The following is a 16,695-nucleotide window of genomic DNA, read 5'->3' as shown; positions in this document are numbered from 1 at the left end:
AGCGGCAGCACCGACGGCGGTCGCGGCATGATCGACGCCCTGGGCGGGCTCGACGCGGCCCGTGAGCGGCTCGCCGGGATCGAGCTCATCGCCGCCAGCGACGTCGAACACCCGCTGCTCGGGCCGCGCGGCGCCGCGGCGGTGTTCGGGCCGCAGAAGGGCGCCGACCCGGCGACCGTCGCCGCCCTCGAGGACCGGCTGACCGCATGGGCGCAGCATCTCGATGCCGCCGCGGGCCGCCCGATCCGCGACGACCCCGGCGCCGGGGCGGCCGGCGGACTGGGTGCGGCACTGCTCGCGCTGGGCGCTAGCCGGGAATCCGGCGCGGCGATCATCGCCGAACACACCGGCCTGGACGCCGACCTGGACGCCGCCGACCTGGTCATCACCGGTGAGGGCCGGTTCGACGACCAGTCCCTGCACGGCAAGGTGGTCAGCGCCCTGGCCGCCGGAGCCCGGCGGCGCGGCGTCCCCGTCCTCGTCCTCGCCGGTCAGGTGACACTGCCCGACGCCGAGCTGCGGGCCGCCGGCATCGCCGCTGCCCACTCGGTCGCCGTCCACGCCGGATCGGTGCAGCGGGCGATCGACGACGCGGCCGACCAGCTCACCGGGCTCACCAGCGCGGTGGCGGCAACCTGGGAGTAGATGGGGAATAGCGCCGCGACAAGGTACCGTTGAACGCGTGGGGTCACGGCGCTCGGGGCCTCACCCACGTACATCCACACAGGAGATTTCATGACTGTTCAGGACGAGTCGGCAGTGCAGGCAGGACAGGCCACCGACACCCAACACGGCGTGATCCTGACGGACGCTGCGGCCGCCAAGGCGAAGGCACTGCTCGACCAGGAGGGTCGTGACGACCTGGCGCTGCGGATCGCGGTGCAGCCGGGCGGTTGCGCGGGGCTGCGGTACAACCTGTTCTTCGACGACCGCACCCTCGACGGTGACCTGACGGTGCAGTTCGGCGGCGTCAACCTGACGGTGGACCGGATGAGCGCCCCCTACGTGCAGGGCGCCAGCATCGACTTCGTCGACACGATCGAGAAGCAGGGCTTCACCATCGACAACCCCAACGCCACCGGGTCGTGCGCCTGCGGCGACTCGTTCAACTGAGCTAGTACTGCCCGGCCGTGCGCGGCAGGTAGGAACACACCAGCACCTCGTTGTCGACCGACAACAGCTGGGCCACGGCCTGCTCGTCGGCTTCCGGCTGGCTGCGTGACGACCGGCTCTCCGGCGTCACCCGCATCGTGAACAGCACCTGCGCCTGCGTCGGCGAAGCCAGCACCATCTTGTCGATCGACGTCACCTGAGCGCTGCTGTACTGCTTGCGGAAGGCGTCACTGGACAGGCTCGCCAGCGCGAGATCCGAGCGGCGCTCCTTCACCGCATCGAACAGCCCGCACAGCGTGTGCCGCGCAACGGTCTCGGCGTCGATGATGGCCAGCACCTGGTGGTCATCGNGACGCCTCGGTGAGTGCGCCGCCCTGCGAGGTCTCGTTGCCACCGCGGGTCAGCACGATCGCGGTGATCACGCCCGCGACGACCAGCACGGCGAGCGCGGCCACCGCAGCGACGACCCAGCGGCGGCGCCGGCGCGGCGGATAGGGGACCGGCGGCGGCAGCGTGCCCGGATAGGCAGCACCGAATCCGGCGTCGGGATAGGGCTTCGGGGCGCCCGGCTGCTGGCCGAAACCGTCCGGATACATCGGGGGTCCTGCTGGTCCGGCGCCGTACGGGGGCGGGTAGGGACCAGTCATACATGAGCTCCCGGGCAGGTCGGTGGATGGTGTGTGCCTCTACAGTGGCCCGTACGGGCACTCATAGGCAGGTTAGCGCACGGGCGCACGCTGCTCCGGTGAGCGAAGACGCCGCCGTTAAGGTATGGGTGAATTCATGAAGGGTGGAACTGCGTGACCATTGCTGTGACCGGATCGATCGCGACCGATCATCTGATGCGTTTCCCGGGCCGATTCTCCGAGCAGCTGCTCGCCGACCACCTGCAGAAGGTGTCGCTGAGCTTCCTCGTCGACGATCTGGTGATGCACCGGGGCGGCGTCGCGGGCAACATGGCCTACGCGATGGGCGTGCTGGGTGGCCGTCCGACGCTGGTCGGTGCGGTGGGCAGCGATTTCGACGACTACCGCGAGTGGCTCACCTCGGCCGGGGTGAACTGCGACGCGGTGCTGGTGTCGGATTCGGCCTACACGGCGCGCTTCGTCTGCACCACCGACGAGGACATGGCCCAGATCGCGTCGTTCTATCCCGGTGCGATGTCGGAGGCCCGCACCATCAAGCTGGCCGACGTCGTCGAGCGCACGGGCACACCGGATCTGGTGATCATCGGCGCCAACGACCCCGAGGCGATGTTCCTCTACACCGAGGAGTGCCGCTCGCTGGGGCTGGCGTTCGCCGCCGACCCGAGCCAGCAGCTGGCCCGGCTGTCCGGCGACGAGATCCGCCGGCTGATCGACGGCGCCACCTATCTGTTCACCAACGACTACGAGTGGGATCTGCTGCTGCAGAAATCCGGCTGGTCGGAGGCCGAGGTGATGGGCCAGATCCAGTTGCGCGTCACCACTCTCGGCGAGAAGGGCGTGGACCTGGTCGGCCGGGACGGGACCTTCGTCCACGTCGACGTGGTTCCCGAGACCCGCAAGGAAGACCCGACCGGCATCGGTGATGCCTTCCGCGCCGGGTTCCTCACCGGCCGCGATGCGGGCCTGCCGCTGGAGCGGGCGGCGCAGCTGGCGTCTCTGGTGGCCACGCTGGTGCTGGAAGCGCCCGGCCCGCAGGAATGGACATGGGACCGGGACAGCGCCGTCACGCGGCTGTCCGACGCCTATGGCGACGAGGCCGGCCGGGAGATCGCGGAGGCGCTTGCCGCCGACAGCTAGCGGAGGCGGCGCTGGCCTAGAGCTGGACCGGGTAGGTCGGCTCGCTGATCTGCGGGACGACGCTGTGTTCGACGAAGATCGCGTGCCACAGCATGAAGATCAGCACCGTCCACAGCCGGCGGCTGTGATCGCTTGCGCCCGTCCGGTGTTCGTCGAGCATGGCGCGCACCGCGGGCACGTCGACCAGCTCGCCGGCACCTGACGAGGCGATCATCTCGTACGCCCAGTCCTGAAGTTCGCCGGCCCGCAGCCAGTGCCGGATCGGCACGGGGAAGCCCAGTTTGGGCCGGTGCAGCACGTGCGGCGGGATGATCGGCTCGAGCGCCCGGCGCAGCGCGTACTTCGTCGTCGCCCGGGTGATCTTCTGGTCGTAGGGCAGCCGGGAGGCCACCGCGAACACCTCGGGATCGAGGAACGGCACCCGCAGTTCCAGCGAGTTCGCCATCGTCATCTTGTCGGCCTTGACCAGGATGTCGCCGCGCAACCAGGTGAACAGGTCGATGTGCTGCATCCGGGCCACCGGATCCCAGCCCGCCGATTGCGCGTACACCGGCGCGGTGACGTCGGTGTGCGTCCAGTCGGGCCGGAACCTGGGCAGCACGGCGCGCAACTGCGCGTCGGAGAAGCTGCGCGCGTTGCCGTAGTAGCGCTCTTCGAGGCTCAGCGATCCGCGGTGCAGCAGGCTCTTGCCTCGCATCCCCTCGGGCAGCGGCTGTGCCATCCGGCCCACCGACTTGCGCAGCCCGCGTGGCAGATAGTCGAACGGCTTGAGCGACAACGGCTCCCGGTAGATCGTGTAGCCGCCGAACAGCTCGTCGGCGCCTTCGCCGGACAGCACCACCTTGACGTGCTTGCGGGCCTCGCGGGCGATGAAGTACAGCGGCACGAGCGCCGGGTCGGCCACCGGCTCGTCGAGGTACCAGACGATCTCGGGTAGCGCTGCCACGAACTCGGCCTGGCTGACCACCTTCGTGACGTGCCGGGCGCCGATGGCCTCGGCCGAGGCGACAGCGACGTCGACCTCCGAGAAACCTTCGCGCTCGAAGCCGGTGGTGAACGTGATGAGCCGGGGGTTGTGGCGCATCGCCAGCGCCGCGATCGCCGTCGAGTCGATGCCACCGGACAGGAACGCACCCACGGTGACGTCGGCGCGCATGTGCTTGGCCACCGAGTCCTCGAGCACCGCGGTGATCTCGTCATAGCGGGCCTGCTCGCCGCCGGCGGGAAAGGGCACGGCGGCGAACCGCGGCGTGAAGTACCGCGTCACTTCCGGCGTGCCGCCGGGCCGCACCCGGGCGTAGCTGCCGGACTCGAGGCGGCGGATGCCCTTCTGCAGCGTCTCGGGCTCCGGCACGTATTGCAGCACCGTGTAGTGCTGCACCGCGCGCTCGTCGATCGTCAGGTCGATGCCGAGTTCCGCGGCCAGGTCGAGCAGACACTTCTTCTCGCTGCCGACGACGGTGCCGCCGGGGCCGGTGGCGAGGTAGAGCGGCTTGATGCCGAACGGGTCGCGCGCGCAGAACAGTTCCTGCTCGATGGTGTCCCACAGCGCGAACGCGAACATGCCGCGCAGCCGGGTCAGGGCCTCGGTACCCCAGTGGTGGTAGGCCGCGATGATGGCCTCGCCGTCACCGTCGGTGTGGAACACCGCGCCGTGCTCGGCGCGCAGCGCCTCACGCAGCTCCAGGTAGTTGTAGATCTCGCCGTTGAACACCAGCACGTAGCGGTCGGGCGACTCGGCCGGACCCCAGCGCAGCGGCTGGTGGCTGTGGGCGATGTCGATGATCGAGAGCCGGTTGAACCCGAGCACCACACGGTCGTCGTTCCAGGTCCCCGGCTCGTCGGGACCGCGGTGACGCATCAGGTGGCTGGCGCCGGAGACCGCCTCGACGAGGCTGGGAGAGACCTCATGGGCAGGGTCGGTCACCATCGCCAGCAGTCCGCACACCGCGCCAGTATGCCGAATCGGCGGCGCGGGTTCCGACCGGCCCGCAGGGCGCGATGGTGACATTCCCCAGTCGCTTCGCCGCGCTCCGACCGGGTGGTCTACGCTGCGTAGTATTCAGTGCAGCCGTCTGACCGTCCGGCGGTCGATCGACTTGGTAGGAGGCGCCAACGTGCCCGCTCGCGGCCTGAAGTTGGTGGCGTTGTCCCTGCTCCTGGGTGGGACAACGGTCCTGCTCAGTGGGTGCAGCTGGTCTGAGGTGCTCGGCCTCGGCTGGCCCAAGGGCATCACCCCGGAAGCCCATCTCAACCGGGAACTGTGGATTGGTTCGGTGATCGCCGCGCTCGTCGTCGGTGCCATCGTCTACGTCCTGCTGTTCTGGACCGTGGCGTTCCACCGCAAGAAGAAGGGCGATCAGGAACTGCCCCGCCAGTTCGGCTACAACATGCCGCTGGAACTCGCCCTGACGGTGACGCCGTTCCTCATCATCTCGGTGCTCTTCTACTTCACCGTCGTCGTGCAGGAGAAGATGCTGCACAAGGAGCCGAACCCCGACGTCGTGATCGACGTCACCGCGTTCCAGTGGAACTGGAAGTTCGGCTACCAGAAGATCAACTTCGCCGACGGCACCTTCACCTACGACGGCGCCGACGACGCCCGCAAGCAGGCGATGACGTCCAAGCCGGAGGGCACCTACGAGAACGGCGAGGAGCGCGTCGGCGCGATCCGCGGCCTGAACCCCGAGGACCGCACCTACCTCAACTTCGACAAGGTCGAGACGCTGGGCTCGTCCACCGAGATCCCGGTCCTGGTGGTGCCGTCCGGCAAGCGCATCGAATTCCAGATCGCCTCGGCCGACGTGATCCACGGGTTCTGGGTTCCCGAGTTCCTGTTCAAGCGGGACGTCATGCCCAACCCCAAGGAGAACAACTCCGACAACATCTTCCAGGTCAGCGAGATCAACCAGACCGGCGCGTTCGTCGGGCGCTGCACCGAGATGTGCGGCACCTATCACTCGATGATGAACTTCGAGCTGCGCGTCGTTGAGCCCAACGACTTCAAGGCCTACATGGACCAGCGGATCGCCGGCAAGACCAACGCCGAGGCGCTGCAGGCGATCAACCAGTCACCGGTGGCCACCACCACCAGGCCGTTCGACACGCGGCGCGGCGAGCAGGCCGGCGTTCCCCAGGCGAGCAGGTAGGACAGCACATGCATATCGAAGCCCGGTTGTTCGAGTTCCTGACGGCGTTCTTCGCACTGGCATCGGTGGTGTACGCCGTGCTGACGGCGCTGTTCGCCACCGGCGGCGTGGAATGGGCCGGCACCACCGCGCTGGTGCTGACGACCGGCCTGACGCTGATCACCGGCACGTTCTTCCGCTTCGTGGCGCGTCGCCTCGACACCCGCCCCGAGGACTACGAGGACGCCGAGATCGCCGACGGCGCCGGCGAGCTGGGCTTCTACAGCCCGCACAGCTGGTGGCCGGTGATGATCGCGCTGTCGGCGTCGGTCACCGCGGTCGGCATGGCGCTGTGGCTGCCGTGGCTGATCGTCGCGGGCGTGTGCTTCGTGCTGACCACGGTGTCCGGGCTGGTCTTCGAATACCACACCGGGCCCGAGAAGCACTGAGGCCCCGCGACTTCGACGCAGGGGTCGGATGCAAGGTCACAATCCGGACATGAGTTGGTGCGCCACCGGCGCACGACCGCTCGCCGCAGACCCCGCGTTGGGTAGTGTTGCCGACGCGCCGTGAGCCGCCGAAGGTGGCCGTCGGCGCCGGAGAAGCCGGCGAGAAGGATAGACGCACATGAGCGGGCCGAAAGGCGAGGACCCGGGGGACCGGCCCTCCCCGGATGAACCGACGCAGGAAGTCCCCGGCGTCGGCGACAGCGCCAATGACCCGGGCACCGGCGCGACCGACTTCTACTCCCGGGCCTACTCCGCACCGGAGTCCGAGCAGTTCGTCAGCGCGCCGTACGTCGCCGGCGACTCCTCCCTGTACGACTACGACAACTACGATGCCCCCGCGGAACCGGTCGAGGCGCAGGAGCCGCCGCGCTGGCCGTGGGTCGTCGGCGTGGTGGCCATCGTCGCGGCCGTGGCGCTCGTGGTGTCCGTCTCGGTGCTGGTGACCCGCACCGAGACCGACACGCTCGCGACGCCGGAGACCACCACCAGCGCGCCGCCGCCGGTGCAGGACGAGATCACCACCACGACGCCGCCCCCTCCGCCGCCGCCGCCTCCGCCCACGACCGAGGAGCCCCCGCCTCCGCCGCCGGAGACGGTGACGGTGACCGAGCCGCCGCCCCCGCCGCCGGCCACCGAGGAGCCCCCGCCGCCTCCGCCGCCGACGACCAGTGAGGCGCCGCCTCCGCCGCCGACCACGACGCGGGCGGGCCCGCGCCAGGTCACCTACTCGGTGACCGGCACCAAAGCGCCCGGCGACATCATCACGGTGACCTACATCGACGCGTCGGGGCGCAGCCGCACCCAGCGCAACGTCTACATCCCGTGGTCGCTGACGGTCACCCCGATCTCGCAGTCCGAGGTCGGCTCGGTGCAGGCCTCCAGCCTGTTCCTGGTCAGCCGGCTGAACTGCTCGATCACCACCAGCGACGGCACGGTGCTGTCCTCCAACTCCAACAACACCGCCCAGACCAGCTGCTAGGCCGAGACCCACCACTGATGACGACTCCTGCCGCCGAATACACCCCCGACCGCACCGATCGCATCCTGCTCGGCAGCTGCGCGGCCGTCTGGCTCGCTGCCCTCGGGGCGGGCGTGGCCGCGACGGTGGCCCTGGTCGACCTCGCGCACGGCCGCACCGACGGCGGCGGGGACTCCGGCACCCCCTGGTTCCTGTATGTCGTCATCGGGGTCTCGGCGGCCATCATCGTCGCGGCGGTGCCGCTGCTGCTGCGGGCGCGCCGTGATGCGCGCCGGGACACCGAACCGGTCTCCCGGGCCCCTGAGCGCGCTGCAGAGCCGTCGGCACCCGCCCGGGGGACCGAGGCGCCCACCGAGAAGATCCGGGCGGTCACGCCCGCTGCGACGGCGCTGCGCGCACCCGCGCCGACGTCGTCCCCGGAGGTCGACCGGCTGTGGCTGCGCGGCGCCGCGTCGCTGGGCTGCGCGATGGGCGTCGCCACGCTGCTGATCGGCGTCGCGACCTACCTGATGGCCGCCGAGAACGATGTCGCGTCCTGGGTGTTATACGGGGCGGCCGGCGTCGTCACGCTCGGCATGATCGCGATCCCCGTGTATTTCCTGCGCGAGCTGCGCACCCACACCGAGGATTGATCCTCCCCACAAAAAATCCGCCCCGGCCGAAGCCGGGGCGGATCTTCTCAGGTGGTGTGCCGGTCAGTGGTGACCGTTTCCGGACGAGCCGTTGCCGTTGCCGTGCCCGTTGGACGACCCGTTGCCGTGGCCGTTGGACGAGCCGTTCGTGCTCAGACGTTCGCGCAGCGCGGTGATCGCCCTGCGTTCGGACGCATGGGCCGCCTCGGTGAGCGCCTCGTGCTCGGAGACGGGATCGGCACTGAGGAAGCTGCCCGTACCGGGAGCGCCCGCCGAGCCCAGCTTGTTCATCCGCTTGGGCAGTGCTGCGCCCTGGTACTCGAGCGGGATGGCGTGGCCGTGCTCGTCGACCGGACCCAACGGCTGGTGCAGCTCGATGTAGGCACCGTGCGGCAGCCGCTTGATGATGCCGGTCTCGATGCCGTGCTCGAGCACCTCGCGGTCACTGCGCTGCAGCGACACCGCCCAGCGGTAGGCGAGGTAGTAGACGATCGCGGGCAGCACCACCATGCCGATGCGGCCGATCCACGTCGTCGCGTTCAGCGAGATGTGGAACTTCAGCGCGATGATGTCGTTCATGCACGCGAAGGTCAGCACGATGTACAGCGCGATCGCCGCCGCGCCGATCGCGGTGCGCGTCGGTGCGTCACGCGGACGCTGCAACAGGTTGTGGTGGGCGTCGTCGCCGGAGAACTTCTTCTCCAGGAACGGGTAGGCGATCAGCAGCATGAACACCAGGCCCATACCGACGGCCACCCATACGCCCTGCGGAATGGTGTGGCCGAAGGGGTAGAACTCCCATGCCGGCCACAGACGGATCAGGCCGTCGGTCCACATCATGTAGAAGTCGGGCTGGCTGCCCGCCGACACCTGCGATGGCTTGTACGGCCCCAGCACCCAGATCGGGTTGATCTGCAGCAGACCGCCCATCAGGCCGAGGATGCCGACCGTCACGGCGAAGAACGCGCCGGACTTGACCGCGAACACCGGCATGACGCGCACACCGACGACGTTGGTCTCGGTGCGGCCCGGGCCGGGGAACTGGGTGTGCTTCTGGAACCAGACCAGCGCCAGGTGGACACCGATGAGCGCCAGGATGATCCCGGGGATCAGCAGGATGTGCAGCGCGTACAGGCGGGGGATCAGGATTTCGCCGGGGAAGTCGCCGCCGAACAGCGCCCAGTGCATCCAGGTGCCGACGATCGGGATGCCCATCGTGATGCCCGACAGCGCCGCGCGGATACCGGTGCCGGAGAGCAGGTCGTCGGGCAGCGAGTAGCCGAAGAATCCCTCGAACATCGCGAGGATCAGCAGCAGCGAGCCGATCACCCAGTTCGCCTCGCGGGGACGGCGGAACGCGCCGGTGAAGAAGATGCGCGCCAGGTGCACCATGATCGACGCGGCGAACAGCAGCGCCGCCCAGTGGTGGACCTGCCGGACGAACAGGCCGCCGCGGATCTCGAAGCTGATGTCCAGCGCGGTCTCGTACGCCCGCGACATACCCACACCGCGCAGCGGCTGGTAGACGCCGTCGTACACGACGTGGCTCATCGACGGGTCGAAGAACAGGGTCAGCCACACCCCGGTGAGCAGCAGCACGATGAAGCTGTACATCGCGATCTCACCGAGCAGGAATGACCAGTGGGTCGGGAACACCTTGTTCAGCTGGCGGCGGACCGCAGCCGAGGGGTGGTATCGCGAGTCGATCGCGTCGCCCTGCTTGGCGGCGATCTCGGCCATATCGAGTCGTGGGCTCATGACGTGCGCTCCCAGAATGCCGGTCCGACGGGTTCGATGTAATCCCCGTTAGCTACAAGGTAGCCGTCTTTGTCGATCGTGATCGGAAGCTGCGCCAGGGCGCGGGCCGCCGGTCCGAAAATGGGTCGTGCGAAGTGCAGCGCGTCGAACTGCGACTGGTGGCACGGGCACAGGATGCGGTAGGTCTGCTGCTCGTACAGCGACGAGGGGCAGCCCAGGTGCGAACAGACCTTGGTGTAGGCGAACAGCTCGCCGAAGTTGAAGCTCTCCTGGCCCTTGCGCTTGACCACGCGGGACATGTCGCCCGGCCGGATGCGGATCAGCATGACCGGGTTACGCACGCCCATCGCGATCTCGGTGAGCTTGTGCTCGGACTCCACGGTGGTGCCGTCGCCATCGGATTCGCGCCACGGGAACACCGTCTCCATGCCGCCCGCGTCGAGGTCCTCGGGACGCATCTTCACGAACGGCGACTCGCCGGGACGGCCGGTGGCCCGCGCCAGATAGATCGTCTCGCCCGTGAACCTCGGCGTCCAGCCCGACGTCCACAGCACGGCCTTCATGCCCTCGGCGGTCGGGACGACCGGCTTCCACGGGTTCTTGATCAGACCACCCATGAACGCGACCAACGTGCCCAGGCCGAACGCGCCGAAGCCGATGCCCAGCGACAGCCCGATCAGCTTGCGGCGCTTGAGCGTCGAGCCCTCCAGCGCATCGCCGAGGTTGGCCGCGACGGTCCGGCGGTGCAGCTCGGGGGAGGCGCCGTCGTGGCGCTCCTGGATCGAGATCTCCTCGGGGATGAACTTCTTCTGGAACAGCACCGCGCCGATGCCGATGGCGAGCACCGACAGGCCGAACGTCAGACCGTAGAGCGGGGTCGCCAGCGAGTACAGGAATTCACCCTCGGACCCGAACGGCTTGTACTCCCAGGGCCAGAACAGGAAGACCAGTAGCAGCGCCAGGCCTGAGACACCGGCCAGCAGAAGCCAATACGCGACGGTCCGCTCGGCACGCTTCTCGGCCTTGGTGCCCGGGATGGGCCAGCGCGGCTCCTTGTAGACGATCTCGACACCGTCGAGCTTGCCGCCGAGTTCGAGCAGTTCCTGCTGCGACATCTCGGCGAGTTGGGCGTCGGTCGGCTGGCCGGGATCACCCTTCTGTCCCGGCGAGTCCGTGCCCTTCACGGTGCCCTCCTCATGGCCCCGTTCGGTACCGGTGGCGTCGCTCATGCCCGTGCTCCGATCCAGAGGGCGGCCGCGATGATGGCCACCATGCCGACGATCCACGCGACCATGCCCTCAGAGGTGGGGCCGAAGCCGCCCAGCCCGAGACCGCCGGGCGACGGGGTCTCCGCTGCCTCGCGGACGTAGGCGACGATGTCGCGCTTCTCGTCGGGCGAGAGCTGGCGGTCGCCGAACTTCGGCATGTTCTGCGGGCCGGTCAGCATCGCGGTGTAGACCTGCGCGGGCACCTTGGCCGCGTCGCCCAGGTCGGGGGCGTACTTGCCCGACGAGAGGGCGCCGCCCTTACCGGTGAAGTTGTGGCACGACGCGCAGTTCAGCCGGAACAGGTCACCGCCGCGGGCGACGTCGTTGCCGATCAGCGACTGCGAGGCGATCTGGCCGTTCTCGTCGCGGGGGACCACCGGTCCGCCGCCATTGGCCTGGATGTAGGCGCCGAGCGCGTCGATCTGGGACTCGTCGAACGCCGGGTCCTTGCGCTGAGCCTGCGCCTCGCCGCGCATCGCCGGCATCCGGCCCGTTGCCACCTGGAAGTACACCGCGGCCTCGCCGACGCCGATGAGGCTGGGACCGCGCTGCTCGACGCCCTGCAGGTTCAGACCGTGGCAGGACACGCACGAGGTCTCGTAGAGCTGTTGGCCGGTGCGCAGCATGGCCGACGCCGATTCGTCGGCGACCGCCACCTGCGGCGTCGGCGTGAAGGTGGCCGCCAGGCCACCGGCCACTGCCAGTCCGATCAGCAGCAACAGTGCCGCCGAGACGCGCCGGCGCAACCGGCGTCGGGACTTGCTTGTCATCGAACCCCTTCTCATCTGCGGGTTGTGAGACTTCGGTGTCGTCATCGCACGAAGTAGATGACGGCGAACAGGGCGATCCAGACGATGTCGACGAAGTGCCAGTAGTAGGACACGACGATCGCCGCAGTGGCCTGGGCGGGGGTGAACTTGCTCATCCGGGTGCGCATCAGCAGCAGGATGAACGCGATCAGGCCGCCGATGACGTGCAGGCCGTGGAAGCCGGTGGCGAGGTAGAAGACGGTGCCGTACGCGCTGCCCGGGATCGTGGTGCCCTCGTGGACCAGGTGGTAGTACTCGTAGCCCTGACCGGCGACGAAGAACGCACCCATCGCGAACGTCAGCAGGTACCAGCGGCGCAGACCGAACACGTCGCCGCGCTCGGCGGCGAAGACACCCATCTGGCAGGTGAACGACGAGGCGATCAGCACCAGGGTCACCGGCACCGCGAGGGCCAGGTTCAGCTTGGTCGGTTCCGGCGGCCAATCGCCTCCGGCCTGAGCGCGGGCCGTGAAGTACATCGCGAACAGTCCAGCAAAGAACATCAACTCACTGGAAAGCCACACGATCGTGCCGACACTGACCATGTTCGGACGGTTCAGCGAATGCACTCGCGACGTGATGGCGGTTCCCGAGGTCCCTACAGCGCTCGTCACAACAGCAAGTATGACGCTTTGTAGTTGTCGAACTCCACCCGGGTCGAGCAATTCGTCATAATCGCGTCGTGACTTCCGCTCCCGCACAGCACGAGCCGTCCGCGGCCGCCCCGACGTGGCCGATGATCCTCGGCAGGCTGACCACCAACCAGTCGCTGCTGCCCGGGCAGGCGGGCTGGGCGATGGACCAGATCATGACGGGCGAAGCGACCCCCGCCCAGATCGCCGGATTCGGCGTGTCGATGAAGATGAAGCGCCCCACGTCGGCCGAGGTCGCCGAGCTCGCCGACATCATGCTCAAGCACGCCCGGCGAGTGCCGACCGACACCATCGGTACCGACACCGTGGATGTGGTCGGCACCGGCGGCGACGGCGCGAACACCGTGAATCTGTCCACGATGGCGTCGATCGTGGTGGCCGCCGCCGGGGTGAAGGTGGTCAAGCACGGCAACCGCGCGGCGTCGTCGCTGTCTGGCGGGGCCGACACCCTCGAGGCACTCGGAGTGCGCATCGACCTGGGCCCCGAGGAGGTGGCGCGCTGCGTGGCCGAGGTGGGCATCGGCTTCGCGTTCGCCCCGCAGTTCCACCCGTCGTATCGGCACGCCGGGGCGGCGCGCCGCGAGATCGGGGTGCCGACGGTGTTCAACCTGCTCGGTCCGCTGACCAATCCGGCGAGTCCGCGGGCGGGGCTGATCGGGTGCGCGTGGGCCGAACTGGCCGAGGTGATGGCCGAGGTGTTCGCCACCCGCGGGGCCAGCGTGCTGGTGGTGCACGGCGACGACGGCCTCGACGAGCTGACCACGACGACGACGAGCACGATCTGGCGGGTGCAAGCCGGCACCGTGGAGCGGCTGCGGTTCGATCCGGCCGCGTTCGGCTTCGCGCGGGCCCACATCTCCGAACTCGTCGGCGGGGACGCCGAGACCAACGCGGCCGAGGCCCGCTCGGTGCTCGGCGGCGCGCATGGGCCGGTCCGCGACGCGGTGGTGCTCAACGCCGCGGGCGCGCTCGTCGCCCACGCCGGCCTATCCAGCGACGCCAAGTGGGTCCCGGCCTGGGAGTCCGGGCTCGCGCGCGCCAAGGAGGCGATCGACTCCGGGGCGGCCGAAGACCTGCTCTCGCGTTGGGCGCGGCTCACCCAGCAGTTCTGACCCGTCGAACTGTTCGGCCAGCTGCTCAGCCGCCACCCGCGCCGAGCGGGCCGACGCCGCCCAGCCCGCCCACCGGCCCGCCGCGCCGATCGGTGAGGAGTAGCCGGTGTCGGTGCGCACGATCCGCACCCCCGGGTGGCTCAGCCACCGCGCGATCAGCGCGATCTCCTCGACCAGTGCGCCGCCGTGCGGCCCGTCGGTGGGCAGCACGGTCTGCGCGGCCGCGCACAGCGCGTCGACGACCGGCATCGGCGGTACCCCACGGGGCGCCGCCCCGGCGGCGGCGAGTTGTCCGTGGCGGATCACCGCGAGGTGCCAGCCGCGTGCGCCGTCGGGGCGGGCGGCGATCAGTTCGCCGATGCCCGACAGGGCCCGGAGCCGCTGGCCGCGCCAGAGCACGTCGATGGTCGCTGCCGCGCGGTCGCGCATCCGCGCCGCGGTCTCGTAGCGGTGGCGTCCGGCGAGGTCGTCGATGTGGGCGAGCATCGCGGTCAGTGCCTGCCCGCTCCGGCCGTCGAGGAGCGCCTGCGCGTCACGCACGGCGGCGGCGTAGTCGTCCGGATCCGCGCCCCGCACCGCGGGGCAGGGGGACACCTCGAGTTCCGGGCAGGCGGGCCCGTGCACGGCCGACCGGGGCAGTCGTCGGGTGCAGGTGCGCACCCCGGTGAACCGGGCGATCAGGTCGGCGGCGTCGGCGGCGTCGGCGCGGGCGCGGAACGGTCCGATCGCGGTGCCGGTGCGCGGTGCCCGCACCACGGTGAACCGGGGGAACGCCTCGTCGGTGAGCGTCACCCACCACCAGCGGTGCGGGAACTTCGAGCGGCGGTTGTAGGGCGGCGCGTGGGCGGCCAGCAGCCGCAGCTCCCGCACCCCGGCCTCGAGGTCGTGGGCGCACTCGACGTGGTCGACCGCGGTGGCCAGTGAGGCCATCTCCTTCATCCGCGTGCGCGGATCGGCGCCGTTGAAGTACTGGCCGACGCGGCGCCGCAGGTCCACCGCGGTGCCGACGTAGAGCACCTCGGCCGAGGGGCCGCGGAACAGGTACACGCCGGGGGCGCGCGGCAGCGACCGGGCCAGGTGGCGGTTGCGACGCTGGGCCGGGCTCACATCGGGCAGGTAGGACCGCAGCTCGGTGTAGGTCTGCACGCCCTGGTTGCCGACCCGCTCGATCAGCCCGTGCAGCACGTCCACCGTGGCCCGGGCGTCGGCGAGGGCGCGGTGGTTGGGCGTGGTGGCCGCGCCGAACAGCTGCGCCAGCGCGGACAGCCGCACGCTGGGCGCCTCGTCGCGGGTCAGCACGCGGCGCGCCAGCCGCACGGTGCACAGCACGGGCGGCTTGGGCCACGGGATGTGGTTGCGTTCGGCGGCTGCGCGCAGGAAACCGATGTCGAAACCGGCGTTGTGCGCGACGAGCACTGCGCCGCGGGCGAATTCGAGGAACGCCGGCAGCACCGCGTCGATGCGGGGCGCGTCGTAGACCATCGCCGTCGTGATGCCGGTGAGCGCGACGATCTGCGGCGGGATCGCGCGGCCCGGGTCGACGAGCGTCGCGAACTCGCCGAGCACCTCCCCGGCCCGCACCTTCACCGCGCCGATCTCGGTGATCTCGTCGTGCCGGTCGCCGCTGGAGCGCCCGCCAGTCGTCTCCAGATCGACGACCACGAAGGTGGTTTCGCGCAGCGTCAGGTCGGCGCCGGGGTCAACGTCGGCGAAGCTGAGCTGACCCATGCGCCGACCGTAGGCGGCGGCGCCGACAAGTCCGGGGAGAAACGCGGCCCGCCCGCACTTGTCGGTCGGTGTCGATACCGTGCGCTCGACTGCGATGAGAGGCGGGTGCGATGGCACACGAACAACCACCGGGCGAGGGCTCCGGTCCGGCCGACACGGAGACCGTGACGATCGACTGCGACGACTGCGCGGTGCGGGGACCCGGCTGTCAGGACTGCGTCGTCAGCGTTCTGCTCGGCGTGCCCGAAACTTTGCTGGTCGACGAGCGTCGCGCGCTGGAAGTCCTGGCCGAAGTGGGCCTGGCGCCGCGATTGCGGTTGGTTCCGATCCACCGGCACGGCAGCTCGGGGGTTGCCTGAAGACACGCGGCGTCACCCGTGTCCCACGCACCACAGGAGCAACTGTTAAATTTGCGTCTCCTGTTGGACAAGGCCGATGCCGTTTCGTAACCTGTCTGAGACCTAAGAGAGTTCGAGACGGCTCGTTACGGCAGTTGAAGGACGCATAAACCTTGACGCTCGACCGCGCGCACCGGAGTTCCAGCCGTTCCCGGCGACCCGTCATCAGTGCACTGGCCTTCTTGGTCATGCTCGGCGCCGTCTTCGCCGGACCGGGTCATGCCGATCCCGCCGACGACGCGCTGACCAAGCTGAACGAACTCTCCCGGCAGGCCGAGCAGACGACGGAGGCGATGCACTCCGCGCAGCTCGACCTCAACAAGAAGCTGGAGATCCAGCAGGCCGCGGAGGTCAAGCACACCAACGACGTCGCGGCCGTCGATGCGGCCAAGGCGCAGCTGGCCGACTTCCAGCGCAAGGTCGACACCCTCGCCGCCGCCCAGTACATGGGGGGCCGGCCCTCGGGCTTCCAGGCGATGCTCACCGCGTCCTCGCCGCAGGGCCTGATCGACCAGCTCTCGATCCAGCGGACGATGGCCCACGAGATGTCGGCGCAGATGAGCCGTTTCCTCGAGATCGGCAAGCAGGCCCAGGCCGCCGAGCAGGCCTCGGCCGCGTCGGCGTCGGAGGCCAAGACCGCCGCCGAGCAGGCCGCCGCGGTGCGCGCCGATCTGCAGTCCAAGCAGAGCCAGCTGCAGGTACAGATCGCGATCGTGAAGTCCCGCTACGACGCGTTGACCCCGCCGCAGCGCGAGGCGCTCGCCGCGATGCCGCCCGCCCCGCCGGCCCCCGGCTCCGCACCCGAGAAGGCGCCGACCCTCGCC

At 69.7% G+C, this 16,695-nt stretch carries 16 protein-coding genes and 1 pseudogene; 10 read left to right on the top strand and 7 right to left on the bottom strand.

Annotated features, from left to right (window positions below):
* Positions 1-645 (top strand): glycerate kinase (locus MCHUDSM44219_RS25795; protein WP_048421126.1); only part of this gene is annotated, 645 nt, incomplete at its 5' end.
* 90 nt (positions 646-735) lie between these two features.
* A complete protein-coding gene (locus MCHUDSM44219_RS25790) occupies positions 736-1,113 on the top strand; it encodes a HesB/IscA family protein (RefSeq protein ID WP_048421124.1) in 378 nt (125 codons plus the stop codon).
* Between the two features lies 1 nt (position 1,114).
* Here MCHUDSM44219_RS25790 and MCHUDSM44219_RS31845 read toward each other — a convergent pair whose 3' ends face one another.
* Positions 1,115-1,387, bottom strand: a complete 273-nt coding sequence (locus MCHUDSM44219_RS31845; protein ID WP_461786659.1) for a DUF8174 domain-containing protein — start codon at positions 1,385-1,387, stop codon at positions 1,115-1,117.
* 526 nt (positions 1,388-1,913) lie between these two features.
* Between MCHUDSM44219_RS31845 and MCHUDSM44219_RS25780 the strand changes: the two genes are divergently transcribed.
* A complete protein-coding gene (locus MCHUDSM44219_RS25780; protein ID WP_048421123.1) occupies positions 1,914-2,897 on the top strand; it encodes a carbohydrate kinase family protein in 984 nt (327 codons plus the stop codon).
* A gap of 16 nt (positions 2,898-2,913) precedes the next feature.
* On the opposite strand, the gene asnB is transcribed toward MCHUDSM44219_RS25780, so the two are convergent.
* Positions 2,914-4,845 (bottom strand): asparagine synthase (glutamine-hydrolyzing), encoded by a 1,932-nt coding sequence (gene asnB, locus MCHUDSM44219_RS25775; RefSeq protein ID WP_048421122.1) that lies wholly within the window; start codon positions 4,843-4,845, stop codon positions 2,914-2,916.
* A 112-nt stretch (positions 4,846-4,957) separates the two neighbouring features.
* Here asnB and ctaC point away from each other — a divergent pair, with 112 nt between their 5' ends.
* The 4 genes from ctaC (at position 4,958) to MCHUDSM44219_RS25755 (ending at position 8,145) form a co-directional block, all read left to right on the top strand.
* Entirely contained in the window at positions 4,958-6,046 is a 1,089-nt protein-coding gene (ctaC, locus tag MCHUDSM44219_RS25770) for an aa3-type cytochrome oxidase subunit II (RefSeq protein WP_201778178.1), read from the top strand.
* 8 nt (positions 6,047-6,054) lie between these two features.
* Positions 6,055-6,474 (top strand): cytochrome c oxidase subunit 4, encoded by a 420-nt coding sequence (locus MCHUDSM44219_RS25765; RefSeq protein WP_048421120.1) that lies wholly within the window; start codon positions 6,055-6,057, stop codon positions 6,472-6,474.
* Positions 6,475-6,652: 178 nt separating this feature from the next.
* On the top strand, positions 6,653-7,513 hold the full coding sequence (locus tag MCHUDSM44219_RS25760) for an MmpS family transport accessory protein (RefSeq protein WP_048421119.1): 861 nt from the start codon (positions 6,653-6,655) through the stop codon (positions 7,511-7,513).
* A 17-nt stretch (positions 7,514-7,530) separates the two neighbouring features.
* Positions 7,531-8,145: a DUF2561 family protein gene (locus MCHUDSM44219_RS25755; protein WP_048421118.1), complete on the top strand. Its 615-nt coding sequence runs from the start codon at positions 7,531-7,533 to the stop codon at positions 8,143-8,145.
* A 63-nt stretch (positions 8,146-8,208) separates the two neighbouring features.
* On the opposite strand, the gene qcrB is transcribed toward MCHUDSM44219_RS25755, so the two are convergent.
* Genes qcrB through ctaE form a run of 4 tightly spaced genes read right to left on the bottom strand, consistent with a single transcriptional unit; the run spans position 8,209 to position 12,594 of the window.
* Positions 8,209-9,903 (bottom strand): cytochrome bc1 complex cytochrome b subunit, encoded by a 1,695-nt coding sequence (gene qcrB, locus MCHUDSM44219_RS25750; RefSeq protein WP_048421117.1) that lies wholly within the window; start codon positions 9,901-9,903, stop codon positions 8,209-8,211.
* Positions 9,900-11,132, bottom strand: a complete 1,233-nt coding sequence (gene qcrA, locus MCHUDSM44219_RS25745; protein ID WP_048421116.1) for a cytochrome bc1 complex Rieske iron-sulfur subunit — start codon at positions 11,130-11,132, stop codon at positions 9,900-9,902. The genes qcrB and qcrA overlap by 4 nt, the downstream gene beginning before the upstream one ends.
* On the bottom strand, positions 11,129-11,941 hold the full coding sequence (gene qcrC, locus MCHUDSM44219_RS25740) for a cytochrome bc1 complex diheme cytochrome c subunit (protein WP_048421115.1): 813 nt from the start codon (positions 11,939-11,941) through the stop codon (positions 11,129-11,131). Before qcrC ends, qcrA begins: the two co-directional genes overlap by 4 nt.
* 41 nt (positions 11,942-11,982) lie before the next feature.
* Positions 11,983-12,594, bottom strand: coding sequence for an aa3-type cytochrome oxidase subunit III (gene ctaE, locus MCHUDSM44219_RS25735; RefSeq protein ID WP_082162403.1), 612 nt, complete (start codon positions 12,592-12,594; stop codon positions 11,983-11,985).
* Positions 12,595-12,716: 122 nt separating this feature from the next.
* Between ctaE and trpD the strand changes: the two genes are divergently transcribed.
* Complete coding sequence (gene trpD / locus MCHUDSM44219_RS29255; protein ID WP_236695587.1) at positions 12,717-13,745, top strand: anthranilate phosphoribosyltransferase; 1,029 nt, start codon at positions 12,717-12,719, stop codon at positions 13,743-13,745.
* On the opposite strand, the pseudogene MCHUDSM44219_RS25730 reads toward trpD, so the two are convergent.
* Positions 13,683-15,473 (bottom strand): annotated as a pseudogene (locus MCHUDSM44219_RS25730) (DEDD exonuclease domain-containing protein); the annotation flags it as partial. The gene trpD and the pseudogene MCHUDSM44219_RS25730 overlap by 63 nt on opposite strands.
* 110 nt (positions 15,474-15,583) lie before the next feature.
* Between MCHUDSM44219_RS25730 and MCHUDSM44219_RS25725 the strand changes: the two are divergent.
* Together MCHUDSM44219_RS25725 and MCHUDSM44219_RS25720 are read left to right on the top strand one after the other, a co-directional pair.
* On the top strand, positions 15,584-15,832 hold the full coding sequence (locus tag MCHUDSM44219_RS25725) for a hypothetical protein (RefSeq protein WP_048421112.1): 249 nt from the start codon (positions 15,584-15,586) through the stop codon (positions 15,830-15,832).
* A 152-nt stretch (positions 15,833-15,984) separates the two neighbouring features.
* A partial coding sequence (locus tag MCHUDSM44219_RS25720) for a coiled-coil domain-containing protein (RefSeq protein ID WP_048421125.1) occupies positions 15,985-16,695 on the top strand: 711 nt, incomplete at its 3' end.

This window comes from Mycolicibacterium chubuense (assembly GCF_001044255.1).
GTDB lineage: Bacteria > Actinomycetota > Actinomycetes > Mycobacteriales > Mycobacteriaceae > Mycobacterium > Mycobacterium chubuense.
Note: the sequence above shows the minus strand (reverse complement) of the source record. Positions and strands in the feature narration are given on the sequence as shown.